General features: G+C 65.9%; 27 protein-coding genes and 1 riboswitch. Of the genes, 15 read left to right on the top strand and 12 right to left on the bottom strand.

Translation table 11 applies throughout. The features are described 5' to 3' along the window. Positions 1–36 precede the first annotated feature (36 nt). From ASC94_RS16905 to ASC94_RS16890, 4 genes are all read left to right on the top strand, one after another. Positions 37–2,181 (top strand): S46 family peptidase, encoded by a 2,145-nt coding sequence (locus ASC94_RS16905; RefSeq protein ID WP_056397145.1) that lies wholly within the window; start codon positions 37–39, stop codon positions 2,179–2,181. 180 nt (positions 2,182–2,361) lie between these two features. Next, positions 2,362–2,985 (top strand): nicotinamide riboside transporter PnuC, encoded by a 624-nt coding sequence (gene pnuC / locus ASC94_RS16900; RefSeq protein ID WP_056397138.1) that lies wholly within the window; start codon positions 2,362–2,364, stop codon positions 2,983–2,985. A gap of 10 nt (positions 2,986–2,995) precedes the next feature. Beyond that, entirely contained in the window at positions 2,996–3,529 is a 534-nt protein-coding gene (locus ASC94_RS16895) for an AAA family ATPase (protein WP_229417302.1), read from the top strand. Beyond that, the gene (locus tag ASC94_RS16890; protein ID WP_056397132.1) at positions 3,526–4,272 is read left to right on the top strand and encodes a hypothetical protein; all 747 of its coding nucleotides are present in this window, start codon (positions 3,526–3,528) and stop codon (positions 4,270–4,272) included. The genes ASC94_RS16895 and ASC94_RS16890 overlap by 4 nt, the downstream gene beginning before the upstream one ends. On the opposite strand, the gene ASC94_RS16885 is transcribed toward ASC94_RS16890, so the two are convergent. Continuing rightward, positions 4,269–6,389 carry a TonB-dependent siderophore receptor gene (locus ASC94_RS16885; RefSeq protein WP_056397129.1) on the bottom strand — a complete coding sequence of 707 codons (2,121 nt, stop codon included), beginning with the start codon at positions 6,387–6,389 and terminating at the stop codon, positions 4,269–4,271. The genes ASC94_RS16890 and ASC94_RS16885 overlap by 4 nt on opposite strands. A 49-nt stretch (positions 6,390–6,438) precedes the next feature. Continuing rightward, positions 6,439–6,538, bottom strand: a riboswitch (TPP riboswitch). A 14-nt stretch (positions 6,539–6,552) separates the two neighbouring features. Beyond that, positions 6,553–7,713 carry an iron-containing alcohol dehydrogenase gene (locus ASC94_RS16880; protein ID WP_056397126.1) on the bottom strand — a complete coding sequence of 387 codons (1,161 nt, stop codon included), beginning with the start codon at positions 7,711–7,713 and terminating at the stop codon, positions 6,553–6,555. A gap of 130 nt (positions 7,714–7,843) precedes the next feature. On the opposite strand from ASC94_RS16880, the gene ASC94_RS16875 reads away from it, so the two are divergent. After that, positions 7,844–8,254: a GFA family protein gene (locus ASC94_RS16875; protein WP_056397122.1), complete on the top strand. Its 411-nt coding sequence runs from the start codon at positions 7,844–7,846 to the stop codon at positions 8,252–8,254. A 78-nt stretch (positions 8,255–8,332) separates the two neighbouring features. Continuing rightward, entirely contained in the window at positions 8,333–8,992 is a 660-nt protein-coding gene (locus ASC94_RS16870; protein WP_056397119.1) for a hypothetical protein, read from the top strand. Between the two features lie 45 nt (positions 8,993–9,037). Here the strand turns inward: ASC94_RS16870 and ASC94_RS16865 are convergent, their stop codons facing one another. Further along, a complete protein-coding gene (locus tag ASC94_RS16865; protein WP_056397116.1) occupies positions 9,038–9,985 on the bottom strand; it encodes a diacylglycerol kinase family protein in 948 nt (315 codons plus the stop codon). 171 nt (positions 9,986–10,156) lie between these two features. Here ASC94_RS16865 and ASC94_RS16860 point away from each other — a divergent pair, with 171 nt between their 5' ends. After that, positions 10,157–10,732, top strand: coding sequence for a DUF488 family protein (locus ASC94_RS16860; protein ID WP_056398089.1), 576 nt, complete (start codon positions 10,157–10,159; stop codon positions 10,730–10,732). Here ASC94_RS16860 and ASC94_RS16855 read toward each other — a convergent pair. From ASC94_RS16855 to ASC94_RS16840, 4 genes are read right to left on the bottom strand one after another with little or no spacing between them, the layout of a single operon-like run. Further along, complete coding sequence (locus ASC94_RS16855) at positions 10,726–12,012, bottom strand: RNA polymerase sigma factor (protein WP_056397113.1); 1,287 nt, start codon at positions 12,010–12,012, stop codon at positions 10,726–10,728. The two genes, ASC94_RS16860 and ASC94_RS16855, sit on opposite strands and share 7 nt — an antisense overlap. A gap of 4 nt (positions 12,013–12,016) precedes the next feature. After that, on the bottom strand, positions 12,017–12,751 hold the full coding sequence (locus ASC94_RS16850) for a YciI family protein (protein ID WP_162251433.1): 735 nt from the start codon (positions 12,749–12,751) through the stop codon (positions 12,017–12,019). Between the two features lie 28 nt (positions 12,752–12,779). Further along, positions 12,780–13,214: a YciI family protein gene (locus tag ASC94_RS16845; protein ID WP_056397107.1), complete on the bottom strand. Its 435-nt coding sequence runs from the start codon at positions 13,212–13,214 to the stop codon at positions 12,780–12,782. 11 nt (positions 13,215–13,225) lie between these two features. Further along, complete coding sequence (locus ASC94_RS16840) at positions 13,226–13,711, bottom strand: VOC family protein (protein ID WP_056397105.1); 486 nt, start codon at positions 13,709–13,711, stop codon at positions 13,226–13,228. Positions 13,712–13,937: 226 nt separating this feature from the next. Between ASC94_RS16840 and ASC94_RS16835 the strand changes: the two genes are divergently transcribed. Beyond that, positions 13,938–15,317 carry an MFS transporter gene (locus tag ASC94_RS16835; RefSeq protein WP_056397102.1) on the top strand — a complete coding sequence of 460 codons (1,380 nt, stop codon included), beginning with the start codon at positions 13,938–13,940 and terminating at the stop codon, positions 15,315–15,317. Positions 15,318–15,396: 79 nt separating this feature from the next. Here ASC94_RS16835 and ASC94_RS16830 read toward each other — a convergent pair whose 3' ends face one another. After that, positions 15,397–16,266 (bottom strand): hypothetical protein, encoded by an 870-nt coding sequence (locus ASC94_RS16830; RefSeq protein ID WP_056397099.1) that lies wholly within the window; start codon positions 16,264–16,266, stop codon positions 15,397–15,399. A gap of 81 nt (positions 16,267–16,347) precedes the next feature. On the opposite strand from ASC94_RS16830, the gene ASC94_RS16825 reads away from it, so the two are divergent. Genes ASC94_RS16825 through ASC94_RS32690 form a run of 5 tightly spaced genes read left to right on the top strand, consistent with a single transcriptional unit; the run spans position 16,348 to position 19,074 of the window. Continuing rightward, positions 16,348–17,340, top strand: a complete 993-nt coding sequence (locus ASC94_RS16825) for a LacI family DNA-binding transcriptional regulator (protein ID WP_056397095.1) — start codon at positions 16,348–16,350, stop codon at positions 17,338–17,340. A gap of 7 nt (positions 17,341–17,347) precedes the next feature. Beyond that, entirely contained in the window at positions 17,348–17,731 is a 384-nt protein-coding gene (locus ASC94_RS16820) for a 5-carboxymethyl-2-hydroxymuconate Delta-isomerase (RefSeq protein ID WP_056397092.1), read from the top strand. Beyond that, positions 17,731–18,234, top strand: coding sequence for a nuclear transport factor 2 family protein (locus tag ASC94_RS16815; protein WP_056397089.1), 504 nt, complete (start codon positions 17,731–17,733; stop codon positions 18,232–18,234). The genes ASC94_RS16820 and ASC94_RS16815 overlap by 1 nt, the downstream gene beginning before the upstream one ends. Positions 18,235–18,249: 15 nt before the next feature. Then, a complete protein-coding gene (locus tag ASC94_RS16810) occupies positions 18,250–18,825 on the top strand; it encodes a flavin reductase family protein (protein WP_056397086.1) in 576 nt (191 codons plus the stop codon). Between the two features lie 45 nt (positions 18,826–18,870). After that, on the top strand, positions 18,871–19,074 hold the full coding sequence (locus ASC94_RS32690) for a hypothetical protein (protein WP_157201477.1): 204 nt from the start codon (positions 18,871–18,873) through the stop codon (positions 19,072–19,074). 3 nt (positions 19,075–19,077) lie between these two features. Here the strand turns inward: ASC94_RS32690 and ASC94_RS16805 are convergent, their stop codons facing one another. The 4 genes from ASC94_RS16805 to ompR all read right to left on the bottom strand — a co-directional run bounded on the left by ASC94_RS16805 (position 19,078) and on the right by ompR (position 22,854). Then, a complete protein-coding gene (locus ASC94_RS16805; protein WP_157201476.1) occupies positions 19,078–19,590 on the bottom strand; it encodes an energy transducer TonB in 513 nt (170 codons plus the stop codon). Between the two features lie 84 nt (positions 19,591–19,674). Continuing rightward, positions 19,675–20,664 carry a sensor domain-containing diguanylate cyclase gene (locus tag ASC94_RS16800; RefSeq protein ID WP_056397080.1) on the bottom strand — a complete coding sequence of 330 codons (990 nt, stop codon included), beginning with the start codon at positions 20,662–20,664 and terminating at the stop codon, positions 19,675–19,677. A 37-nt stretch (positions 20,665–20,701) separates the two neighbouring features. After that, positions 20,702–22,069 (bottom strand): ATP-binding protein, encoded by a 1,368-nt coding sequence (locus ASC94_RS16795; protein ID WP_056397075.1) that lies wholly within the window; start codon positions 22,067–22,069, stop codon positions 20,702–20,704. 17 nt (positions 22,070–22,086) lie between these two features. Beyond that, positions 22,087–22,854 carry a two-component system response regulator OmpR gene (ompR, locus tag ASC94_RS16790; RefSeq protein WP_056397073.1) on the bottom strand — a complete coding sequence of 256 codons (768 nt, stop codon included), beginning with the start codon at positions 22,852–22,854 and terminating at the stop codon, positions 22,087–22,089. A 178-nt stretch (positions 22,855–23,032) separates the two neighbouring features. Here ompR and ASC94_RS16785 point away from each other — a divergent pair, with 178 nt between their 5' ends. Both ASC94_RS16785 and ASC94_RS16780 read left to right on the top strand, forming a co-directional pair. Further along, positions 23,033–23,395, top strand: a complete 363-nt coding sequence (locus ASC94_RS16785; protein ID WP_056397069.1) for a hypothetical protein — start codon at positions 23,033–23,035, stop codon at positions 23,393–23,395. A 189-nt stretch (positions 23,396–23,584) separates the two neighbouring features. Continuing rightward, on the top strand, positions 23,585–25,465 hold the full coding sequence (locus tag ASC94_RS16780) for a flagellar assembly protein A (protein WP_229417301.1): 1,881 nt from the start codon (positions 23,585–23,587) through the stop codon (positions 25,463–25,465). The last annotated feature ends 1 nt before the right edge of the window (position 25,466 follow it).

The raw sequence follows: 25,466 nt of genomic DNA, 5'->3' as shown, positions 1-25,466 counted from the left end.
CTATACTGCCGCAGCTTTTCACATTAGGGGATCATCTTGTTCAAATCGCTTGCTTTTTCAGCATTGCCGGCCGCCTTGCTGGCCGCCTTCAGCCCTGCCCACGCCGACGAGGGCCAATGGCAGCCGCACCAGCTGCCCCAGCTCAAGTCCGAGCTGAAACGCATCGGCATCGCCATCCCGGCTGAAAAACTGGCCGACCTGTCCAAGCATCCGATGAGCGCCATCGTCTCCACCGACGGCTGCTCCGCATCCTTCGTGTCGCCGCACGGCCTGGTGGTCACCAACCACCACTGCGCCTACGGCGCCATCCAGCGCAACAGCACGCCCGAGCACAACTACATCGCCAACGGCTTCCTGGCCAAGACCCGCGCCGCCGAGCTGCCGGGCGGCCCCAACCTGCAGGTGTACGTGACCGACAAGGTGGAAAACGTCAGCGCCCGCGTGCTGGCCGGCCTGGATAAACTGGGCGGCAAGGCGCGCCACGAAGAAGCGCAAAAGCGCATCAAGGCCCTGGTCGCCGAATGCGAAACCGACAAGATGTACCGCTGCTCGGTGCCCAGCTTCCACCGCGGCGCCGAGTACTACCGCATCCGCCAGATGCAGATCCGCGACGTGCGCCTGGTGTACGCGCCGTCCGACAAGATCGGCAACTACGGCGGCGACATCGACAACTACGAATGGCCGCGCCACACCGGCGACTACTCCTTCCTGCGCGCCTACGTGGGCAAGGACGGCCGCCCGGCCGACCCCTCGCCGGACAACGTGCCGTACCAATCGAAGGACTTCCTGGTGGTGTCCGCCGAAGGCCTGAAGAACGGCGACCCGATCCTGCTGGCGGGCTATCCCGGCCGCACCAGCCGCTACAAGCTGCCGGTTGAAATTCGCAACGCGCGCGACGCGGCCTACCCGCTGCAGGCGGCCGAATACCAGTCCGACCTGGACACCATCGCCGCCGCCACCAAGGGCGACGAAGCGGGCGTGGTGCGCTACGCCAGCGTGGTCAAGAGCATCAACAACCGCATGAAAAAGACGCTGGGCCTGATGGACGGTTTCGCGCGCACGGACCTGGCTGCCCTGAAGGACGCGCAGGACGCCGAATTCCGCGCCTGGTACGCCAAACAGCCGGGCGTGTCGGCCGCCATGCTGTCCGAGCTGGACGCGGCGATCGCCGCCGACATGGCGCTGGCGGACGAAGAATTCGCCTGGGGCGTGGCCACCAATAGCGACCTGCTGAAAAGCGCGCGCACCCTGCACCGCCTGGCGCTGGAAAAGCAAAAGCCGGATGCCGAGCGCAAGGCCGGCTACCAGCAGCGCGACGTCGGCCCCATCAAGGCCCGCCTGACGCGCCTCGAGCAGTCGTTCACGGCCAAGGTGGACCAGGCCCGCTTCGCCGGCGGCCTGGCGCGCTACGCCAAGCTGGCCGCCAAATCCCACCCGCAGGGCCTGGACGCGCTGCTGCCTGCGGCGGCCGACGTGCCGACGCTGTACGCGCAGACCAAACTGGGCGCCACCGCCGAACGCCTGGCGCTGATGGACAAGGACGCCGACGCCATCGCCGCCTCGGACGACGCCTTCCTCAAGCTGGCCGTCAAGCTGCACGCTATTGGCCAGTCGCTGGAAGAGCGCCGCATGGAAGTGGACGGCAACCTGGAACGCGTGGTGCCGCAATACATGGCCGCCGTCATCGCCTGGAAAAAATCCCAGGGCAAGCCGGTCTACCCGGACGCCAACTCCACCCTGCGCGTCACCTACGGCACCGTGTCGGCCTACTCGCCGAAGGACGGCCTGACCAAGGGCCCGTTCACGACCGTGGAAGGCATCGTCGAAAAGCACACCGGCAAAGATCCCTTCATCGCGCCGGACAGCCTGATCGACGCCGTGAAGGCCAAGCGCTACGGCCAGTTCAAGGACCCGGTGCTGGGCACGGTGCCGGTCAACTTCCTGAGCAGCGCCGACACCACCGGCGGCAACTCCGGCTCGGCGGTGATGAACAAGCGCGGCGAGCTGATCGGTTTGAACTTCGACTCCACCTATGAATCGATCACCAAGGACTGGTACTTCGACCCCGCCATCACCCGCGCCATCCACCTCGACATCCGCTACATGCTGTGGGTGATGAAGGAAGTCGACCACGCCGACAACCTGCTGCAGGAAATGACCATCAAGTACCCCAAAAAATAAAAGTACCTGACCAAAAAATGGGGTCAGGGTTAATTATTCGGGAAACAATTGCTCGAATAATTAACCCTGACCCCATTTTTTTTGTTCGGGCGCCAGGCGGGGAGGGCAGGGCGGCGGGCACAACATTGAGCCCGGTCCCGTTTTGCGTCATAATCGGCGGTTCACCTTCGATCGCCCGCCATGAATGAATCCTTCGCCCTGTTCGGGCTGAGCACCACACCCATTGAGCTGATTTCCTTCGTGCTCTCCATCCTGACGGTGCTGCTCAACATCCGCCAGAATCACTGGGCCTGGCTGTTTGCCATCCTGTCTTCGGCCACCTACGGCGTGGTGTTCTTCGGCGCCCGCCTGTACGGCGACATGGCGCTGCAGCTGGTGTTCATCAGCGTGTCGTTCTGGGGCTGGTATCAGTGGCTGCACGGCGACGCCACGCACGAGCGCCTGCCGGTCACGCGCACCAGCCGGCGCGGCCTGTGGCTGGCTGCCGCCGGCTGGGCGGTGGGTTTCGCCGTGCTGGCCTGGTTCCTGCACCGCTTTACCGATACCGACGTGCCGAAAACCGATGCCTTCCTCACCGCCGGCAGCCTGGTCGGCCAGTTCCTCCTGTCGCGCAAGAAGCTGGAGAACTGGCATGTCTGGATCATCGTCGACGTGATCTATGTGGGGCTTTACATCCACAAGGGCCTGATGCTGACCGCGCTCCTGTACGGCATGTTCGTGGCCATGGCCGCCGTCGGCCTGCTGGCGTGGAAGAAGTCCATGGGCGAGGGCGGCGCGGCGGCCGCATCGATGGTGCTGAAATGATGGTGCTGAAGTGACGCGGCCGCTCCGCGTGGCCATCGTCGGCTCCGCGTCGTCCGGCAAGACCACGCTGGCAGCGCGCCTGGCGCAGCACTACCGCACCGTCTGGGTGCCGGAATACCTGCGCGAATTCGTCGACACCGAAGCGCGCCTGCCGCTGTCTTCCGACCAGATCCACATCGCCCGCACGCAAGTGGCGCGCGAGCAGGCGGCCTTGCCGCAGGCGCGCCGCTTCCTGTTCTGCGACACCACGCCGCTGATGACGGCGGTGTACAGCCGCCACTATTTCGGCGGCATCGATAGCGAACTGGCCGCGCTGGTTGCGTCGCACCGCTACGACGTCACCTTGTTGTGCGCGCCGGACCTGCCCTGGGTGCCCGATGGCCTGATGCGCGAGCCGGAGGATGCCAGCGGCCCTGTCAGCGCGCTGCTGCTGGAAGAACTGGCCGCGCGCGGCATTGCCTACACGCTGGTGAGCGGCGCGCCTGAACAACGCCTGGCGAAAGTCGAGCAAGTGCTGGGAAGCCCTGCTACATTGGCAGGATGAAGAAAGCACGCACCGCCCTGGGTTTCCTGCTTGCGGCCCCGCTGGGAGCGGCCCTGCCGCTGCCAGCCGCCGCCACCGGCTACTACCTGGTCTCGACCTACGACGTCGAAGGCCAGGCCTCCATCGATTTCAAGTACTGGAACGCCGACTACAAGCGCTCCGCCAGTGTCTCGTCGCCCGAACTGGGCCTGGGCTACGGCGTCACCTCGCGCTGGTACACGGAGTTGTCCGCCGTCTGGATACGCATGCACGGCAAGAGCGAGCGGCTGGCGTCGGTGGAGTGGCAGAACGATTACATGCTCACGCAGGGCCAGTACCCCTTCGACCTGGCACTGCACACCACGGTTGGCCGCAGCGACTGGAATCCGCACGGCTACAGCATGGAGATCGGTCCGGTGCTGCAGACCGAGGTGTGGCGCACGCAGTTCAATTTCAACGCCTTCCTGCAGCGCGACTACCGCACCGGCCAGCCGGAACAAACGCAGCTGGTCTACCAGTGGCAGGTGAAGCAGCGCTGGAAAAGCTGGCTGCAGCCCGGCATCCAGGGCTTTGGCGAAGTGGGGAAGTGGAACGACTGGCTGCCGGAGAAGCGGCGCTCGCACCGCATCGGACCGGCGCTGTTCGGCTCCCGGGAGATGGGCGCCGGCCAGGAGCTCAAGTACGAAGCGGCCTGGCTGATAGGCAGGAATTCAACCCGCACGGCGAAAAGCTTCGCCATGCGGGTGCAATACGTCTTTGATTAGAAGTCGAACTGCGCGGACAGCTTGACGGTGCGCTCGGCGCCGGGGAACAGGTAGCCGCCCAGGTCCGGCGTCACGTCGCGCCAGTAGAACTTGTCCGTGGCGTTGTAGACCTGCGCGCGGAAGGTGGCGGCGGTGGCGCCTATCCTGGTGGCGTAGGATGCGCCCAGGTTCAGCGTGTCATAGCTTGGCACGAAGAAGGTGTTCTCCGGATCGAAAGCCTTCTTGCCCGCGTGCTGCCAGTTGGCGTTCAGCTTCAGGCCGGCCACTTGCGGCACCGCGTATTCCGCATACAGGGTCGACTTGAACTTCGGCACGTTGGTCACCCGCTTGCCATCCATGTCGGCCTGGCCGGTGCCGCTTTGTTCGGTGTTCAGCGCCATGGCGCTGAAGGCCAGCATCAAGTCCGGCGTGACGTGGCCTTGTGCCGACAGTTCCAGGCCGCGATGCTCGGCGCGTCCATTGCGCACATAGGTGCGGGAGGCGTCGGTGTATTCCAGGCCTTTGCGGATCTGGAACACGGCCATGGCCAGGCTCAGGTCCTTGTACAGGTCCGCCTTCACGCCCAGTTCGATCTGCCTGGACAGCGACGGCGCCAGCGCCTCGGCCACATTGTTGGTGCGCTTGGGCGCGATGCCGCCGCGCTCCAGGCCTTCGGCCCAGCTGGCGTAGGCCGACACGTTGGCGCGCGGCGCGAACACCAGCGACACGTTGGGCAGCCAGAAGCTTTCGTCGGTGCGGGCCTTGGCGGCCACCTGGTCGCGCTCCACTTGCGTATGGCGCACGCCGGCGTGCAGCTTGAGCTGCTCGGTCAGCGTCACCACGTCCTGGAAGAACACGGCGCGTTCACGGTCGCTGCGGCGCTCGCTCACCGGGCCGCTGGTCAAGCCGGTCGGCTGCACCACCACCGGGTGGTAGATATTGCTGGTGCCGGCCCATTCGTACAGGTCCTGGCCCCACTTCTCGCTGTTGCGGTAGAAGGAGTAGCCGGCGGCGACCGCGTGGCTGAAGGCGCCGGTGGCGAATTTGCCCTGCACCATGGCCTGCACGGCTTGCGGCTTCTTGCGCTCGCCCAGGCTGATGTAGTCGTACACGTCGTAGTCGCCGTTATCGCAGAAGCCGGGATACAGGTCCTGCGCGCCGCAGCCGTAGGGGAAGGCGGTGTAGTCGTCGCGCTTGAAGGAGTGGCTGTTGGCGCTGACGGTGGCGTTCCAGTCCTGGTTGAACTGGTAGCTGAAGCGCGCGCCGATATTGCTGCTCTCGGTCTGCACCGGGTAGCTCCACGGCTGGTCGTTCAGCATGGTGTCGGCCGGGATATTGGGCAGGGTCTTGTTGCCGATCAGCTGGAAGCCGGGCACCGACACTTGCGATTTTTTCTGGTAGTCCGCGTCCAGCTGCAGCAGCGCCTGCGGCGAGATCTGCCAGTCGAACGCGCCGGAGATGAAGTTGCGGTGGCCGTCCGCGCCCTTGACGTAGGAGCGCAGGCGCTCGCCGGCCACGTTCACGCGGTAGCCGAAGCGGCGGTCCTCGAAGCGGCCGCCCACGTCCACCGCGCCCAGCAGCGTGCCACGCTCGCTCGCCTCGATGGTGACGGAGCGCAGCGGCGTGGTGGTCGGGCGCTTGGTGACGTAGTTGACGATGCCGCCGGGCGTGGCCAGGCCGGCCTGCAGGCCCGCCAGGCCTTTCAGCACCTCGATGGCTTCCTTGTTCTCCAGCGGGATCTGGGTGTCGCCCGGGATGATCAGGCCGTCCTTGCGGTAGCTGCTGCCGTTGTCGAGCTTGAAGCCGCGGATGGAGAACTGCTCGGCGTAGCCGACGGCGTTGTAGGCGTCGCCGATGCTGGCGTCGAACTTGGCGGCGTCGGTGGTGGAGCGGATGTTCAGCTCCTGCATCTTCTCGCGGTTCAGCACCGTGACGGAGGCTGGCGTCTGCAGCAGGGGCATGTCGACGAAGCCGGCCACCGAGGCGCCCTTGGCGCCGGTCTTGCCGGTGATGACGACCACGTCGGCCATGGTGGCTTCCGCTGGCGCTGCCGGCGCTTCATCGGCAAAAGCGGAAATGGAAAAGGCTTGGGAGACCGCCAGGGCGATCGTGCTAACTGCGAAATTACGTGCGGACATTTTGGGCTCTCGTAAAACAATGGGAGCCAACGGAAGGGAACAAAGGAGGGGAAACAACTTTGCGCTTTCCTTCGCTGGCATTATCCAGATCAGGTACGAAGGGTATCTCTCACCCGGAAAACGCGTTCCCAGGACCCCTAGCGAAATACAAGTGTAGCATGCTTTACAAGCTGAGCTCCAGTGCCGCGCGGGCGGCTGCTGCATCCACGTCACGGTGCTCGCCCAGTTTCACCATCTTGTGCGCTTCCAGCGCGGCCACCACGGCGTCGATGGCCGACGCGTCCAGGCCGTAGCCGGACAGGCGCGTCTTCACGCCCATCTGCTCGAAGAAGGCGCGCGTACGCTCGATGGCGGCGGCGATGCGGCTGTCCTCATCCCCTTCGGTAAGACCCCAGACGCGCGCCGCATACTGCAGCAGCTTGGCGCGCTTGGCTTCCTTGCGCACCGTGAGGATGCCTGGCAGGACCACCGCCAGCGTCTGCGCGTGGTCCAGGTGGTACAGCGCGGTCAGTTCGTGGCCGATGATGTGGGTGGCCCAATCCTGCGGCACGCCCACGCCGATCACGCCGTTCAGCGCCATGGTGGCGCTCCACATCACGTTGGCGCGCACGTCCAGGTTCTCCGGCTCGCTCAGCGTTTTCGGGCCTTCCTCGATCAGGGTGAGCAGCAGGCCTTCGGCCCAGCGGTCCTGCACCGGCGCGTTGGCGGGGTAGGTCAGGTACTGCTCCATCACGTGCACATAGGCGTCCACCACGCCGTTGCCCACCTGGCGCAGCGGCAGCGTGAAGGTCTTGCTCGGGTCCAGCACGGAGAATTGCGGGAACACGTGGCGGCTGTGGAAGGCGCGCTTTTCCTGCGTGGCCGCGCGCGTGACCACGCTGGCCGGGTTCATTTCGGAACCGGTGGCGGGCAGGGTCAGCACGGCGCCGATGGGCAGGGCGGCGGTGATGTTGGTGCCGCCTTTCTTCAGGATCAGCCACGGGTCCTCATCGCCGAACAGCGCTGCCGCCGCCACGAACTTGGTGCCGTCGATCACGGAGCCGCCGCCCACCGCCAGCAGGAAGTCGATCTTCTCCGCCTTCACGATTTCCACCGCCTTCATCAGCGTTTCGTAGTGCGGGTTCGGCTCGATGCCGGCGAACTCGATCACCGTGTGGCCGCTCAGCGCCGCCTTCACTTCGTCGTAGACGCCGTTGCGCTTGATGCTGCCGCCGCCGTACAGCATCAGCACGCGCGCGCCGGCCGGCACCAGCGGCGTGATGGCCGCGATCTGGCCCTGGCCGAACAGGATTTGGGTGGGATTGTAGAAATCGAAGTTAAGCAAAGCAGGCTCCTGGGATAATGTGGCTGGCTTGAGCCCGCCATTATCGCTCAGCGCCGCAAAACGCGTTGGCGCCTGCGCCGCCATCTGCGGCCAGCCGCTACAATGCCCGAAACGCGATCGGGAGGACCACATGGATATCCAAACTGCCTGGGTCGGCGGCTGCTACTGCGGCGCGGTGCGCTATGAGGTGCGCGGACCGGTATCGAGCGCCACGCTGTGCCACTGCGAAAGCTGCCGCAGCATTGCCGGCGCGCCGTGCGTGGCATGGTTCACGGCGCCGCTGGCGGCGTTCCGCTACATGCAGGGCACGCCGCAGCGCTTCGCCTCCAGCCCCGGCGTCACGCGCTGCTTCTGCGGCCGCTGCGGCGCCCACCTGACCTACGAATCCGACGCCGGCGCCGGCTACATCGACATCACCACCTGCAGCCTCGATGACCCGGAAGCGCTGCCGCCGCAGGACCATACCCAGGTGGAAGGCCAGCTCGGCTGGCTGCACCTGGGCGACGGCCTGCCGCGCTTCCCGCGCAGCCGCACGCCCTGAGCTTGCCTTTCTCGGTGGAAACGTGGCAAAATTAGCAATGACGTTCCACGCAGTTCCACCCAGGCCAGGAGGCATGATTTGACCAGTATCGAACAACGGCTGCTCGCGGTCGAGCAAGACAATGCCCGGCTGCGCAAGCGCCTCAACCGCCAGAACGGCGCGTGGATCGCAGGCTTGCTGCTGCTGGCAGGCGGCAGCGCCATCGCGGGAGCCAGCCTCAAGAACGCGATCTTCGACAGCGTCCGGGCGAAAGAGGTGGTGGTGGTCGACGGCAAGGGCATCGTGCGCGCCCGCCTGGGTGGCGATTTGCCGGACGCGGTCATGGCAGGCGGCCACGTGGCAAAGCGCGGCAGCAAGGCAGCCGGCATGATCATCTACGACGAAGAAGGCATCGAGCGCGGCGGCTACGTCACGCAGGACGAGGGCAGCAACGCCATGATCACGCTGGATTCCAAGCACCGCATGGCGGCCCTCATGGTGGCCGGTCCCGATCCGACGCAGGACAGTGCGCTCACGCTCATCACAAAGAACGGCGGCATCGAACTGCGCTCGGACAGCAATGGTTCCCGCCTCAGCGTGACAGACAAGTCCGGCCTGACTTACCAGCAGCCAGCCATCACCAGGCTGCAGCCGGACAGCTGCACCTACTACAAGGGCCTGGAACTCAAATACCCCGGCAAGCGCCTTTGCCAGGCGCGCTTCCCGGAAGCCGCATGCAATGCTTGCCTGAGCGAGTAGAGCCGGCTTGACCGCGGGCGCAACCGCGCCTGCGTCAGCTCGGCTTCAACCCGGCTTCAACAGCAACAGCTGCTCCTTCATCACGCGGAATTCGAGCGGGTTGCTCATATAGGTCACTTCGCCATCGGTGGCTACCTTGACCTTGCGGCGCCGCGCCAGCGTGCGCACCTTCACCTGCATGCGGGTGAAGCTGAAGGTCGCCAGCTCGTCGGCCTGGTTCATGTGCCCCAGCCGGCCCAGCGCGCCATGCAGCATGAGCCACAACATGCCCAGTTTGCCTTTGGTGCGCGGCGCCACGGCCGCCAGCCTGCCGTCTTCCACTGCGGCGCCAAGCGGTGGCATGCCGACTTGTTCCATTTGCAGGCGGTTGTTGCCGACAAAGAAAGTAGCGGTGCGTAGACGCCGCAGCTCGCCGTCGATCTGCAGCACAAGGCGCAGGCGGCGGTGCGGCGTCAAAATGGTCTTGACGGCCGACAACACTGCTACCAGCTTGCTGCGGCCGAACTGCTTCTTGTCGTGCTCACGCTCTTCCAGCAGCCGTGGGTACAGGCCAATGCTGGCGTTGACGAGGAATACGCGGTCGTTCACCATCCCCACCTGCACCGGATGCACGCGCGCGGCTAGCAGCGCGTGTACCGCCTCGCTCAGATCTTCCGGAATGCCGTGTGTGCGGCCGAAGTAATTGAAGGTGCCTTGCGGCAGAACCCCGAACGCGCAACCGTGCGCGATAGCCTGCCGTGCTACTGCGTTGATGGTACCGTCGCCGCCGGCGGCCACCAGCACGCCGCCAGCGGCAGCGGCCTGCCCGGCAAGCTGGGCGGCAACCTGGTCGATGGTGTCCGGCTGATCGATGACCGTCAGCTGGAACTGCCGGCCGGCTTCGCGCAGCACCGACTCGATGGTCGTGCGCCGCTCCGCGGTTTCCGAGTGGCCGGAACCCGCGTTGAGCGCGATGAAAAAGACGGCGTTGGGCTGGGGGGCTGTAGCTGGCATGGCAAAGGTGGGCTATCCACCGGCAGGGTGCGGACGAACATTTTACCGCTGGCACGCGCTGTTCTCGCGCGCGGCTTGGGGCCACATGGCTGCAGGTGCGCATTGCGCGCTGTGCGCTGTGCGTGGCAGCTTCGTGCCAGAATGGGCGCTCGGCTACCGCGAGAGATGCGCATGACACCGGAACCCATCTGCACCATCGGCCATTCTAACCGCAGCATCGAAGACTTCCTCGCGCTGCTGCGCCAGAACGGGATCGCCTGCGTGCTGGATATCCGCACGGTGCCCAAGTCGCGCCACAACCCGCAGTTCGGGCAGGACCAGCTATCGGCCTCGCTGGCCGGGGCCGGCATCGAATACCGCTACCTGCCCGGCCTGGGCGGCCTGCGCCGCGCGCGCAAGGACTCTCCGAATGCCGGCTGGCGCAACCTGTCGTTTCGCGGCTACGCCGATTACATGCAGACCGATGAATTTGCGGAAAACGTCGACGCGGTCGTTGAGCTGGGCCACAGCAAGCCGTGCGCGCTGATGTGCGCGGAAGCCGTGCCATGGCGCTGCCACCGCTCGCTGGTGGCGGACGCCCTGCTGGTGCGCGGCGTCCCGGTGGACGAGATTATCGACGCGCGCCAGCGCCGCCCGCATAAACTGACGCCGTTCGCCCGCGTCGACGGCTTGCGCATCACCTATCCGCCGGAGCAGGAAGATCGGTTAGCGGACGCAACGCCGGACGGCTCCGCAGAGACTTATTGACCGCGTTCGGGGGCAGGCAGTTCGGCGCAGGCGGCGGCGCGGGTGAGGAGGAGGTCGCGTTCGCGCTCGTTTTGCGCCAGCGCGGCGGCGCGCTCGAATTCGGCGCGGGCCTCGGTCTTGCGGCCCAGCTTGAACAGGAAGTCGCCGCGCACGCTGGGCAGCAGGTGGTAGTTTTTCAGGGCCGGCTCGTCCAGCAGCGCGTCCGCCACTTCCAGGCCGGTCTCCGGGCCGAACGCCATCGACAGCGCCACGGCGCGGTTCAGTTCCACCACGGGCGAGGGCGCCAGCTGCGCCAGGCCGTCGTACAGCGCGGCGATGCGGGCCCAGTCGGTGTCTTCGGCGCGGCGCGCGCGGGCGTGGCAGGCGGCGATGGCCGCTTGCAGCGCGTACGGCCCAAGGCCGCGCCCGGTCTGTTCGGCGCGCGCCAGCGCCGCCAGGCCGCGCCGTATCAGCAGCTGGTCCCAGCGCGAGCGGTCCTGCTCCAGCAGCAGCACCGGGGCGCCGCGCGCGTCGGTACGGGCGCGCGCGCGCGAGGACTGGATTTCCATCAGCGCCACCAGCCCGTGCACTTCGGGTTCCTGCGGCGCCAGCTCGGCCAGCACGCGGCCCAGGCGCAGCGCTTCCTCGCACAGGGCAGGCCGCATCCAGTCCGCGCCCGCGCTGGCGGAATAGCCTTCGTTATAGATCAGGTAGACCACTTGCAGCACGGACGCCAGGCGCTCCACCAGCTCGTGCCCGCGCGGCACCTCGAACGGCACCTTGGCTTCGGCCAGCGTGCGCTTGGCGCGCACGATGCGCTGCGCCACCGTGGCTTCCGGCACAAAGAAGGCGCGCGCGATTTCGTCGGTGGTGAGGCCGCCCAGCAGCCGCAGGGTCAGCGCCACGCGCGCCTCGGTGGACAGCACCGGGTGGCAGGCCACGAACACGAGGCGCAGCAGGTCGTCGCCGATGTTGTCGTCCAGCGCGCGCTCCAGGTCGGGCGCGGCGTCCTGCAGCAGGCCTTCGATTTCGTAAGTGAGTTCGGTTTCCTTGTCCTGTTCCAGCTTGCGGTGGCGCAGGTGGTCGAGGGCGCGGTTCTTGGCCACCGTCATCAGCCAGGCGGCCGGATTGTCGGGCGTACCGCTGTCGGGCCAGCGCTCCAGTGCGCTCACCAGCGCGTCCTGCGCGATCTCTTCGGCCTGGCCGACGTCGCGCAGCATGCGCGCCAGCACGGCGATGATCTTGGCCGATTCGATGCGCCAGACCGCCTCGATGGCGCGGTGGATGCCTTGCTGGTTCACGGGGCTAAACGTGAACGCTACGCAGTTCCACCACCACGTCCACTTCCGGCGGCTGAGGGTAGGGGTAGTTCTTCACCCATTCCATGACGCCTTCGATGGATGCGGCCTGCACCAGCCAGTAGCCGGCGATCAGCTCCTTCACTTCGGTGTAGGGCCCGTCGATGATGGAGGCCCGGCCGCCGCTGAATTTCACGCGCGCCCCCTTGGCGGAGGCGCGCAGGCCTTCACCGGCCAGGGCGATGCCGGCGCGGATGCCGGCCTGGTTGGCGCGGTTCATGGTGTCGATGACTGCGGCGGGCGGTTCCAGGTCGGCCTCGCTGCCGGCGTCCGAGCGCAGCAGCACGGCGTAGGGCTTCATGCCGGGCTTGAGCGCGGCCGGCTTGAGGTCCGGCGGCGCGCCCTCCGGCAGCGTATCCATGTCGAAGCCCACGCAGCCGCCGGGGCAGCCGGCCTGCCGCACTTCCAGCTCGGCCTGGCCCTCGGCGTCCGCCACCGGCCACTGGCTGGCCCATTGCGCCGCTTCCTCGCGGTCAGCCGCTTCGATGAAGGTGAAGCCCGCCACCAGCTCGCGCGGGTCGAACGGGCCCTCATCGCTGACGTGCCACTGGCCGGCGCTGCGCGTCATGCGCAGGCCGCTTGAGCTGGGCTGCAGCCACTTTGCCGACGGCATGGCGCGCACCAGTTCCGCCGACGGGAAGCCCGCCGTTTCCGATACCTTGTCGCCCCTGCGTAAGATCATGAACTGCATTGCCTGCTCCTTGAAAAAATTAATGTTGCCTCTGCAGCGCCGCCGCCTTCGCCATGGTGCGCTGTTCCTGCTCGCGCAGTTCAGGCGTGAGCTCGGCGCCGAAATCGTCCATCTCGAACACCTGGCGGATTTCGATGTCGGACTCGCTTTCCATCGGATTGGGGCAGCGCTTCACCCATTCAATCGCTTCTTCCAGCGACTTTACCTGAACCAGCCAGAAGCCCGCAATCAGCTCTTTGGTTTCCGCGAACGGACCGTCGATCACGGTGCGGTTCTTTCCCGAGAAACGCACACGCACGCCGCGCGAGCTCGGGTGCAGGCCTTCGCCGGCCAGCAGCACGCCGGCGTTCACCAGTTCCTCGTTGAACTTGCCCATCGCCGTCAGCAGCTCCTGGCTGGGCATCTTGCCGGCTTCGGACTCCGGCGTGGCTTTCACTATCAGCATGAATCGCATGGTGCTTCCTTTCAAGCCGGCTGGCCGGGGCAGTTTTCGGACATGGATTGCTTCATCTCCGCGTCCATCTGTTCCGGCGTCATGTCGCGCTTGTGGGTGGCGATGGACCAGCTGTGGCCGAACGGATCCACCAGCATGCCATAGCGGTCGCCCCAGAACATGTCGGCGGGCGGCATCTTGGCGGTGCCGCCGGCGGCCACGGCCTGCTCGTAGGCCTTGTCCACGTCTTCCACATACATGTGCAGCACGACAGGGGAGCCCTTCAGCGCTTTCGGGCCGACGCTGCCCCATTCAGGGAAGTCGTCCACCAGCATCACGATGGCGTTGCCGATCTTGATCTGGGCGTGCATCACCTTGCCGCCGGGGCCGGGCATGCGCATCATTTCGACGGCGTTGAAGGCTTTTTTGTAGAACTCAATTGCGTCGGCGGCACCTTCGCAGACCAGGTGAGGAGTTACGGTCTGGAAACCTTCTGGGATGGGGGCAACTTGGGTCATGACTATCTCCTTGCTAACTGAATAGATGGGTTGATCAGGTCTGAACGCAACTGCGGCGCTCATACTCACACGACGGACGGAGAAACGCCAGATCGACACGCTACACAAATATATTTTTGTACTATTTTTTGCTTGCCTGCCGCACCTCAAGGTTGTACGATGACATACAACTTAGAGGTCCCGTGGAGATAGGGGCCGGAACGACCAACCAGAATAAGTGATTCCTATGAACCTGAGTGAGCCTGTCAGCCAGCAAGTTATTGGCAAATACCGGTGGACCATCTGCGCGTTGCTGTTTTTCGCCACCACCGTCAACTACCTGGACCGCCAGGTGCTCAGTCTCCTGGCGCCGGACCTGTCCAAGGAATTCGGCTGGTCCAATAGCGACTACGCCAACATCACAGCCGTTTTCCAGTTCGTCTACGCCATTTCCATGCTGTTCGCCGGCCGCGTGGTGGACCGCATCGGCACCAAGCAAGCCTACGTGCTGGCCATCATCATCTGGTCGATAGGCGCCGTGATGCACGCCTACTCGGTGCCGATGGGCGAGGGCATCGCCAAGGTGCTGGGCGCCTTCGGCATGGCCGCCATTCCCGTCTCGATCGCCGGCTTCATGTTGTCGCGCGCGGTGCTGGCGGTAGGCGAGGCGGGCAACTTCCCGGCCGCCATCAAGGCCACGGCCGAATACTTCCCGCGCAAGGAACGCTCCTTCGCAACCGGCATCTTCAACTCGGGCGCCAACGTGGGCGCCATCCTGGCGCCGCTGACGGTGCCATGGATCGCCATCAACTGGGGCTGGCAGATGGCCTTCATCGCCATCGGCGCGGTGGGCTTCCTTTGGATGCTGGCCTGGCAGCTGATGTACGACACGCCGGACCGCCAGAAGCGCCTGTCGCCGGGCGAGCTGGCCTATATCCGCAGCGATGCCGTGGCCACCGCGCCTGCGGCGCCGGCCGGCGAAAAGACCTCGTGGTTCAAGCTGCTGGGCTACCGCCAGACCTGGGCTTTCGCGTTCGGCAAGTTCATGACCGACGGCGTCTGGTGGTTCTTCCTGTTCTGGCTGCCCAAGTACCTGTCTGTCCAGTACGGCATGGGCAAGGAAGACATCGTGGTGCCGCTGGCCGTGCTCTACAGCATGACCATGGTGGGCAGTATCGGCGGCGGCTGGTTCCCGGCCTACTTCATGGCCAAGGGCATGCACGCCTACGACGGCCGCATGAAAGCCATGCTGGTGATCGCGCTGTTCCCGCTGGTGGTGCTGCTGGCGCAACCGCTGGGCTACATCAGCTTCTGGGTGCCGGTGCTGCTGATCGGCGTGGGCGCCTCGGCGCACCAGGCATGGTCGGCCAATATCTTCACCACCGTGTCGGACATGTTCCCCCAGAAATCGGTGGCGTCGGTAGTGGGCATCGGCGGCATGGCCGGCGGCCTGGGCGGCGTGGCCGTGTCCAAGGTGGGCGGCTGGCTGTTCGACTACTACGGCGCGCTGGGCCAGATCCAGACCGGCTACATGATCATGTTCACCTTCTGCGCACTGGCCTACCTGGCGGCGTGGGGCGTGATGAAGACCCTGGTGCCCAAGCACAAGGAAATCACCGACCTGTAACTGTGATGGCTTGAAAACGGACCGTGGTCCGGAGCCCAGCGTGAAGCGAGACCGCTTTACGCTGGGCTTTTTGTTGTGCCTACTGGCGCTGCGCTTCCCGGCGCTGGCGGAAGTTCTGCGCGATGCGCTCGGCCTGGGCGTCGGCGGCGGCCAGCTGTTGCGGCGTGAGTCCGTCCTTCAGGAAGGCGAACATATTGCCGCTATAGGGGCCGTCGGTGATGTCGGGATTCTGCTGGTGGTCGATGCGCTGCAGGGCGGCGTGATAGGTGTAGGCCAGCACCGGGTCCCTGGGGATGGCGATCCAGCCGCTCAGGTGGCCGGTCCACAGCGTGTCCAGGCTGGCGATGTCGCCCTTCATGGCCTCGCTGGTCAACTGCGCCAGCGCCTGCTGCTTCCACTCGACCACCAGCGGATCGTCAGGCCGCGTCGTGAGTGCATCCCGGTCGCCGAAGGGGCCGGCCACCATGAACGCGACGTTCGCGCCCGCGACGCCGGCTTTCGCGGCAGCCGCCAGGTAGTCGATGCGCGCGCGCCGGTGCAGCTCGGTCAGGCTGGCGCACTGCCTGGCCTGGGCGGCCTTTTCCGCAGCGGTCATCTCGGTATTGTCCGGGAAGTGCAGGAAGGGCAGCGTGCCCAGCCTCTGGAAGGTCATACAGTCGTCGATCAGGTTGTAGGCGCGGAAACTGTCCTCCGGCTTGCCGGTCGCCGCCAGCAGGCGGACTTGCCGGTCCAGCGGAAGCGGCTCGGCGGGCGCCTCGGCCGCCGGCGGGCCGCCCACGGCGCTGAACCAGCTGCTGCCGCCGAGCGTGGAGGAGGGGGCAGGCGGCACGGCACGGGCCGGCGGCGCGGCGGCGCGGGTCTGCGCCCGTTGCGCGCTGTGCTGCATCACGCCCCACATCGCCAGCGCGGCGGCAGCGGCGGCGGCGGCCAACTTCAGCTTCATCATCATGGCTGCAAGATTAGCAGATAAACGATTTCGCCATGATAAGATCACTCTCCTCACGTGCATGCAGATAGCGCCTACCGCCTCATGAAGAAAAGTGTTCCGACCATTCGCGATGTCGCCGCTGCCGCTGGCGTCTCCACCGCCACCGTGTCCAAGTTCGTCAACGGCGCGCAGCGCTTCTCGCCGCCGGTGGAGGAAACCATCAAGCGCGTGATCGCGGAGCTGGGATACCGTTCCAATCCGCTGGCGCAGTCCATGATCACCGGCCGCACCAAGACCGTCGGCCTGTCCGTGCTGGACATCGCCAATCCCCATTTCACCAGCATCGTCAAGGGCGCCAACCGGGTGGCCCAGGCGCACGGCTACACCGTGCTGCTGGTGGACACGGAGGAAAACCCGGACCGTGAACGCCAGCTGCTGGAGGCGCTCAGCCGCCGGGTGGACGGCATGATCGTCTTCTCGCGCCTGCAGGAAGCGGAGCTGCGCTGGCTGGTGGAGATGGACCGCCCGCTGGTGTTCTTCGGCCGCCTGCCGACTCTGGAGCTGCCCACCGTGGCCAGCGACGACCATCGCGGCGCCTACATGCTCGCGCGCCACCTGGTCTCCCAGGGGCACCGCAAGTTCGCCTACCTCGGCTTTTCCCGTTCGCGCCGCGACGAGGAGCGCGTCGGCGGCGTGAAGGAATGCCTGGCAGCGCATGGCCTGGAGCTGGCGGTATACGACACCGCGTCGCCGTCCTCGCAGGAAGGCGAGCGCATCTGCTCGTCCATCATGCTGGGCGCCGAGCATCCGGACGCGCTGATCTGCTACAACGACCTGATGGCGCTGGGCTTCATGAAGGCCGCGCAAACGCTGGGTTTCCGGCTGCCGGCCGACCTGTCGGTGGCCGGCTTCGACAATATCCAGTTCGGCAATTACGCCTCGCCGGCGCTCACCACCGTGGACCTGCAGAGCGAGCGCATGGGCGCCACGGCCATGGAGAAACTGCTGGCCATCATTGACGGCAAAGCGACCGACCGCTACACCAGGATCGAGCCGCAGCTGATTTTGCGGACCTCCACCGCCAACCGGAACTGAGCGCGCCATGCCCCACCTACACATCGATTATTGCGGCACGCTGGACGCGCACAGCGACATGCAGCAGCTATGCGCGCGCCTGGCGCGCACCCTGGTTCAGATGGAAGACGACGGCGGCCACGCCATCTTCCCGCTGAACGGCACGCGCGTGCTGGCCTATCCGGCGCCGCACCATGCGGTGGCGGACGGCGCGCCGGACAAGGTGTTCGTCTACCTGAACCTGCGCATCACGGCGGGGCGCAGCGCGGCGCTGGTGGAGCGGGTGGGCAGGACGCTGCTGGCGCAGGTGGACGCGCATTTCGCGCCGCTGTCCGGCAAACTGCCCGTGCGTGTTACGCTGCACATCGACGAAGGCCATCCAATCTACGAGGGAAAATGGGCATCCGCATAATGAGCATCCGCACACTGCTTGCCGTCGCCGCGCTGGCCGCCAGCGCCGCCTTGCACGCGCAGCCGCCGGCGCCCGTCAGCAACGCGGACGACGTCAAGGCCATCACCCAGGTCACGGAGGAATTCCAGGCCGCCATCATCGCCAGGGACGCCAAGCGCCTGTCGGCGCTGGTGCTGAACCAGCACATTCTGTTCACGTCGCCCGCCACGGAGGCCTTTGTCAAGAAGAGCCGTGAGACGATGGACGTGAACGACGACGGCATGGGCGGCGGCGGCTACTCCGCCTTCGCGAGCAGCATTGCGCGCAGCAAGGTGCCGGTGCAGGAAAAGTTCTACAACGTGAAGATCACGCAGGATGGCCATATGGCCTGGGTGGTGTTCGACTACGAATTCCTGGCCGATAACAAGGTCACCAATTTCGGCATCGAGAGCTGGAATATGGTGAAACGCGACGGCAAGTGGAAGATTTTCAGCGTGGTCTGGTCCACCCGCTTCCCCGATTAAATTAGGCGGCACATCGTGGACAGCCATATCGCACAGGTGGAGCTGCAGAAGGCCTACCGCTTGATCAACCACGGCCCCACGGTGCTGGTGTCGGCGCGCCACGGCGGGGTGGACAACGTGATGGCGGCGGCATGGGCCTGCGCGCTGGATTTTTCGCCGCCCAAGCTGACCGTGGTGCTGGACAAGGCCACCAGCACGCGCGCGCTGGTGGACGGCAGCGGCATGTTCGTGATCCAGGTGCCGACCCTGGCGCAGCTGCGCCTGACGCACCAGGTGGGCACGCACAGCATGGCCGATACGCCGGACAAACTCGCCCGCGCCAGCGCGCACCTGTTCAGCATCCCCGGCCACGACTTGCCTTTCGTGACAGGCTGCTCGGCCTGGCTGGCCTGCAAAGTGATCCCCGAGCCGCACAACCAGCACACCTACGACCTGTACATCGGCGAAGTGGTGGCGGCATGGGCGGACACGCGCGCCTTCGAGCACGGGCACTGGAAATTCGAATCTGCAGACCCATCCTGGCGCAGCCTGCACTATGTCGCAGGGGGCCAGTTCTACGCCACCGGCGAGGCGCACGTGGCCGGGGACTAGCGCCTGGATCATCGGAGCTATATTGACGTCTTAAAGGAGACGGTCATGACGCGTTCCAAAGGGTTGATCCGCCAACGCATTCATGGGCCAGGGCGGGGCTTACGCGTGACGGCGTCCCTGCGGCGCATTGCTGTCGAGGCGCCAGACTATGCCGCCAATGATCTTGGCGGCAGCGGAGCCAAGAACACACCGTACCGCGACGACGGTGAAGCGCTGGATATACGACCCTCGCTGGCTCCCTTGATGTAGCCCTTACTGCCGCTCGAACCGCACCTTGAACGGGAATTCCTGCGTGCAGGGCTGGCCATGGCAGAGCGCAGGCTTGTACTGCTCGACGATCATCAGCGCTGCCACTATCCTGGTCAGTTCGGGATCGGGGGATCTGTAGACCTTCACGCTGGTTCCCTTGCCTTCCGCGTCCACCATGATGCCAATGTCGATCACCCCTGTGATTGCGAGCTTGCGCTGGATTTCGTATAGCGCCTTGAAGACCGCCTTGTAGCCGCGCAAGGGGAAGGGCGGTTCGTCGTCGGGACCCATGTCCTCGTAGTTCGCGCGCAGCAATGCCTTGTCCGCATCGCTCAAGTCGGCGTAGGCCTTATCGTAGGGGAAGCGGCCGCTGCTGATGTTGCGCTTGATGCTGCTGCCTGTGGGCGGTTCGCTTTCCTTCAGCGTATGCCGTGGGGCCGGTTCCCCGGTCTGCGCGGCGGCTGCGAGCGGCACGGCGCTGGCGAGCGCGAGGATCAATACAGGACAGATACGCATTTCGGTAAACTCCGGGTGGCAAAGCCGGTGTTATACCGCGCTTTGACCCGTGAAAGATACGCACATTGTCACCGCGCGGTGAAGTTATTCGGCCGCCAGCGGCGTGCCGACGACGACGCAGTTGCGGCCGGCTTTCTTGGCCACGTACAGCGCGCGGTCGGCCGCGCCCAGCATGGCGGCGGCGTCGTTCAGTTCGGTCTTGCTGAAGGCGGCCACGCCGATGCTCAAGGTGACGTTGGGATGCACCGCGGCCGGTGCGTGCGGCACGTCCAGCGCGGCCACGCGGGCGCGGATGGATTCGGCCACGATCTGCGCTTGCGCCAGGTCGGTGTCCGGCAGCACGGCGGCAAATTCCTCGCCGCCGTAGCGCGCCGCCAGGTCGGCCGGGCGCTGCAGGCTGGCGGCGAAGGCTTCCGCCACCAGCGTCAGACAGGCGTCGCCTTGCTGGTGGCCGAAGTGGTCGTTATAGGCTTTGAAGGAATCGATGTCCATCAGCAGCAGCGACAGCGGGCTGTCGTTGCGGCTGGCGCGTTTCAGTTCCCGGCTGAGCGCCACGTCGAAGTGGCGGCGGTTGGCGATGCCGGTCAGGCCGTCCACATAGGATTGCGCGCGCAGCGCTTCGGCCTGCACCCGCAGCTGGCGCTCGCGGCCCATGGTGCTGCTCACGTTGCTCACTTCGATCAGGCAGTATTTTTCCTTCCCCTCGGTGAACGGCGTCACCGACACCGCCTGCTCCATGCGCTCGCCGCCCCAGGTGCCGGACGGGTAGAGCGGGAATGGGGCGCGGTTCAGGCCGTGCGGCAGGCTGGCGGCGGTGCCGTTCTGCAGTGCGCTGTGCACCGCCTGCTCCACGCGCTGGCCGCGCAGTTCCTCGAACAGCTCGAACAGGTCGCTGCCCTGCACGCGGCTGGCGGACAGCCCGGAATGGCTGGCCATCCACTGGTTCCACAAGACGATGCGGTGTTTCGAGTCGATCACCGCCAGGCCCAGGTTGGCCAGGCCGAGCACGCGGCCCGACAGGGTGGACAGGGACGCGGCGGGCTGGCTTGGGCGGGGGAGGGTATTTTCGTGCATGCCGAATTATAGCCACAAGGCGGCGGCGGGCAAGCGGCTAGGCCATCACTTTCATCGTTATCTGGAACAGCAGGCCGCCGCCTTCGCGGTTGCGCACTTGCAGTTCGGCGCCGTGGCGCAGCAGCACCCGGTCCACGATGGCCAGGCCCAGGCCGGCGCCGTTGGCCTGGCCGCGCGCGCTGTCCAGGCGCGTGAAGGGCTTGAGCAGGGCCTGGATCTGGTCCTCGGGCACGCCCACGCCGTGGTCCTGCACCTCGATGGTGACGCGCTTGAAGGTGTGCATGCCCTTCACGCTGCACTTGATGTCGATCTCGGTGTAGTCGGTGCCCGGCGTTTTGCCGTAGCGGCGCGCATTCTCGACCAGGTTGTTCAGCACGCGTTTCAGGTCGGTCGGGTTGCCCAGCACGGTGGCGCCGTCGGTGATGTCGGCGACGTTGCTGGTAATGCGCACGTCCGGCAGGCGTTCCGCTTCGTGCGCGGTTTCCCTCAGCAGCGCCGTCATGTCCACGGTGGTGAAGGTGGACGCTTCGGTCGGCTTGGCGAAGTCGAGGAACTGGCCAATGATGGCGTCCATCTGGCCGATGTCGGACTGGATGCCTTCGCGCGCCTCGTTCGACAGGCTGGCCATCTCCACTTCCAGCTGCATGCGCGCCAGCGGCGTGCGCAGGTCGTGCGAAATGCCGGCCAGGATCACGGCGCGGTCCGATTCGACCTGCTGCAGGTCTTCCACCATCTGGTTGAAGCTGCGGTTGGCCTGGATGATTTCGGCCGGACCCTTTTCAGGCAGCTTGTCCGGGCGGCGGCCTTCGGCCAGTTCGCGCGTGGCGGCCGTCAGGCGCGCCAGCGGGCGGTTGATCAGGCTGGAAATCAGCGCCGCGCCCAGCAGCGACACCACCGACACCACGCTGGCCCAGCCCAGCCACTGGATGCCGGTCATGCCGCGGATGCGTTCGCGCTCCAGCATCAGCCAGTAGCGGTCCTCGCCGATGTTGAAGCTGACCCAGAAGCCCGGCATGCCGTTCACGCTGCGCGAAAAGCGCGTGTCGGCGCCCAGCTTGGCTTTCACCAGCGCTTCGATGTCGGGCATCAGGGCCGTGGCGGGCGGCGGTTCGACCTCGTCGTCGTCCTCCAGCGTGAACACGCGGATGCCTTCGTTCGACACCAGCTCGAACAGCAGCTCGCGCCGCAGCTCGGGCGCGGAGTGGGTGAGGGCGGCGTGGGTGATGGTGACCACGGAGATCACCTGGGCCGAGATCTGCTGCACCTGCGGCTCGCGCTGCAGCACGCTCACCAGGCCCACCCAAGCCGACATGCTGAGCGTGGTGAGCACGCCCATCAGCAGGAAGGTACGCCAGAACAGCCCGCTCTTCAGCGACGACAGTTGGATATAGCGGGACAGTTTCATGCGACGCTACCGGCAAGCTAGCGCGGCTGGCCCTCCGGAATGAATACGTAGCCCAGGCCCCACACAGTCTGGATGTACAGCGGGCTGGACGGGTCCGGCTCGATCAGCTTGCGCAGGCGGGAAATCTGCACGTCCAGGCTGCGGTCGAACACTTCGTATTCGCGGCCGCGCGCCAGTTCCATCAGCTTTTCGCGCGAGAGCGGCTGGCGCGCGTGGCGCGCAAACACTTTCAGCACCGAGAATTCGCCCGTGGTCAGCGGCACGGTCTCGCCGTTCTTTTTCAACGTGCGCGTGCCCAGGTCCAGCACGAACTGGCCGAACTCGAAGGTCTGCGGCGTCTCGGACGGCGCGCCCGGGATTTCGTCGGGCTGCTTGCGGCGCAGCACGGCGCCAATGCGGGCCACCAGCTCGCGCGGGTTGAAGGGCTTGGGCAGGTAGTCGTCCGCGCCCATTTCCAGGCCGACGATGCGGTCCACGTCTTCGCCCTTGGCGGTCAGCATGATGATGGGGGTCTGGTCGCCGGCGCCGCGCAGGCGGCGGCAGATCGACAGGCCGTCCTCGCCCGGCAGCATCAGGTCCAGCACCAACAGGTCGTAGCGCTCGCGCAGCCACAGCTTGTTCATGGCGGTGGCGTTTTCCGCCGTGAAGACGTTGAAGCCCTGTTCAGTGAGATAGCGGCGCAGCAGGTCGCGCAGGCGGACGTCATCGTCCACCACCATGATCTTGGCTTGATGGCCGCCGCTGTTGGCGGAGCTGGGGCTGTTGCTGGAATCAGTCGAAGTCATAGTTGTCATGCTGTCAGAATTGTCTTAATTATGTTGCTATGGTAACGTCATATTCGCCGCAGGCAAATGTCCTTGCCAACCCATTACAAACTGTTACAAACTTTACCCAATTGGTCTTACCCCCGGGGGGAAATGTCCATACACTGGTCGCATGGCAGTAAAGCTACAGAGGAATACCATGAACAAGCATCCCGACAAACTGAACGCGGCGCGCCAAGCGTCCAAGCTGGTCCGCGCTTCCGTGGGAGCGCTGGCCGTCTGTACCCTGCTGGGCGCGGTAGCGCCGGTGTTCGCTTCCGGTCCCGACAATCCGCCGCAGCGCAAGGAAGAGCGCAGCGACCGCAACCGCAATGAAGACCGCGAACGCGTCCAGCGCGACATGGAAATGCGCGCCGAGGAGCGCCGCCGCATGCTTCAGGATAGCACCAACAATGCCGAGGCGTCGCGCCGGGTCCGCATGACGGCCGACGAGCGCCGCGACCTGCGCCGCCAGATCAACGAAGCGGGCGCCGAAGTGTACGCTTTGCCGCCGCGTCGTTGACTGCCGCGTTATTGATAGTTCTCAAGCCAGCGCCGGATTGTCTGCCGGCGTAGCATGGAAGCATCATCCACATACCGAAAATTCCCTGCTTTTCTTGACTTGCGTGTAACATTGGTTACTTGTGAGAATGCCGGCTGCCGCGTGTGACGCGGGGGCTGGCATTTGGCGTAGGTCTGAAGGAGATTTCTGGTGGACAATGTAGCCGAAGCTGCCGCGTCAGCGTTGCCCCATGGCGTGATCCAGCGCCCGGATGGGGTGTACCTGGACGCCTCCCTGCAGGGGCCCGTGTTCGTGGCCGCGGTCAACCAGATCTTCTCGGCCGGCGCCTACCTTGCCGGGCTCGATTACCCGGTCTTCACCAAGGCCCTGTTCAACGTCGGCCCGCCGCTGCCGCCTGGGCCGCCCGGCCAGTCCCTGATCCGCATCGCCGACGTCATCCGCAGGTTCGACCCGCAGCGCCGCGCGCTGTACCGCGCCGTCAAAATGGACAAGGAAATCGCCGAGTACGTGTTCGAGCCGCTGTTCCTGGACGCCATGGAGTTGCCTGACGGCACCTTGATTCCCGAGCGGCCGGTCAAGCTGGAGTTCGACGAGTTCGTGGCCGACATGTGGACCAAGGGCATCCGCTACGGTATCGACGCCAACAACGTGCGGGCCGGCATTGCCGCCGCGCGCGGCGACCGCAGCACCGTGGCGCGCCGCCTGGAACCGGGCAAGAGTATCGACGCGCACGTGGTGGAGGTGTCGCAGGAGCTGCACCGCAGCGACGCGCCGCGCGAAAAAGCCGACGGCCGCGTGGACCTGAACAGCTTCCAGAACCGCTTCCCGCAGATCCGCCAGGGGATGCACCTGCTCAAGAAAGTGCCCGGCCAAGCCGGCGCGCCAGGCCTGGAGATGGCCGGCACGGCGCTGCTGCCGCAGCCGCCGGCCGACCTGGATTTCCGCCGCTGGGTGGGCGACGGCACCGTGATCGAGAACACGCCGGACGGCGAATTCCTGGTGGCCGCGCAGGACGGCTTCCTGGACGTGGACACCAAGAGCGGCAAGATCGCCGTGCGTGACAAGATCGTCAGCCGGGAAGGCGTGAGCGGGCGCACCACGGGCAACCTGGCGCTGGCCGGCGCCTTCGAGGAGTTCGGCGACGTGCAGGAAATGCGCGCGGTGGACGGCAGCGACATCACCATTCGCGGCAATGTGTTCGGCCACATCAACTCCACCGGCGGCACCATTGTTCTCGGCGCCAACCTGGTGGGCGGCAGCGCCTACAACGTCAAGGGCGATATCCGCGTCAAGGGCGTCGCCTCCGGCTCTACGCTGCACACGCGCGACGGCGAAATCAAGATCGCCGGGCGGGCCGAGAGCTGCGTCATCGTCGGCACCCGGGTTACCATCGAAGAGGCGTCCAACTGCGAGATCCTGGCCGACGAGGTGACCATCGGCCTGGCCGAGGGCTGCGCCGTGGCGGCGCGGCGCGTCGCCATCGAGAGCGCCGGTCCGCGCAAGCAGAGCGAAATGCTGGTGCTGGTGCAGGTGCCGGACATGGGGCCGCTCAACGGCGAAATCGCCGAGCTGGTTGGCAAGATCGACGCGCTCGAACAGCTGCGCCAGCAGTTCCGCGAGGAGGCCGAGCAGATCACCGCCATCCCGCAAGTGCGCGGCTACATGACGCTGACCGCGCAGATGCGCAAGGGCGAGCTGACTCTCACGGCGGAGCAGGCCCCGCAGCTCAAGAAGATGGCCGCCGCCGTCGAACCGCAGCTCAAGACCGTCGGCCATTTGCTGCAGAAGATGAAGGCGGCCGAGTCGCAGCAGATGGTGCGGCGCGCCCAGGTGGACGAGCTGCGCAAGCAGAAGCTGGCCTCGAACGGGCTGGCCGGGTGTAAGATCGGCATGGTGTCCGGTGAGACCCTGGTGCGCAGCATGCCGCTGAAAGACGGCACGCCGGCGGCCCACCAGATGGCGCCCAAGGATGGCAAAGCCTTCCTGCGCGGGCCGCACGCGGGCTACGAAAGCCTGTTCTCCGACTCACTCGGGTCGCTGGACTGGATCTACAGCGTCGAGCCGGATTAAG

This window comes from Massilia sp. Root418, assembly GCF_001425265.1.
GTDB lineage: Bacteria > Pseudomonadota > Gammaproteobacteria > Burkholderiales > Burkholderiaceae_D > Rugamonas.
This window is presented reverse-complemented; position numbering and strand designations above follow the sequence as displayed.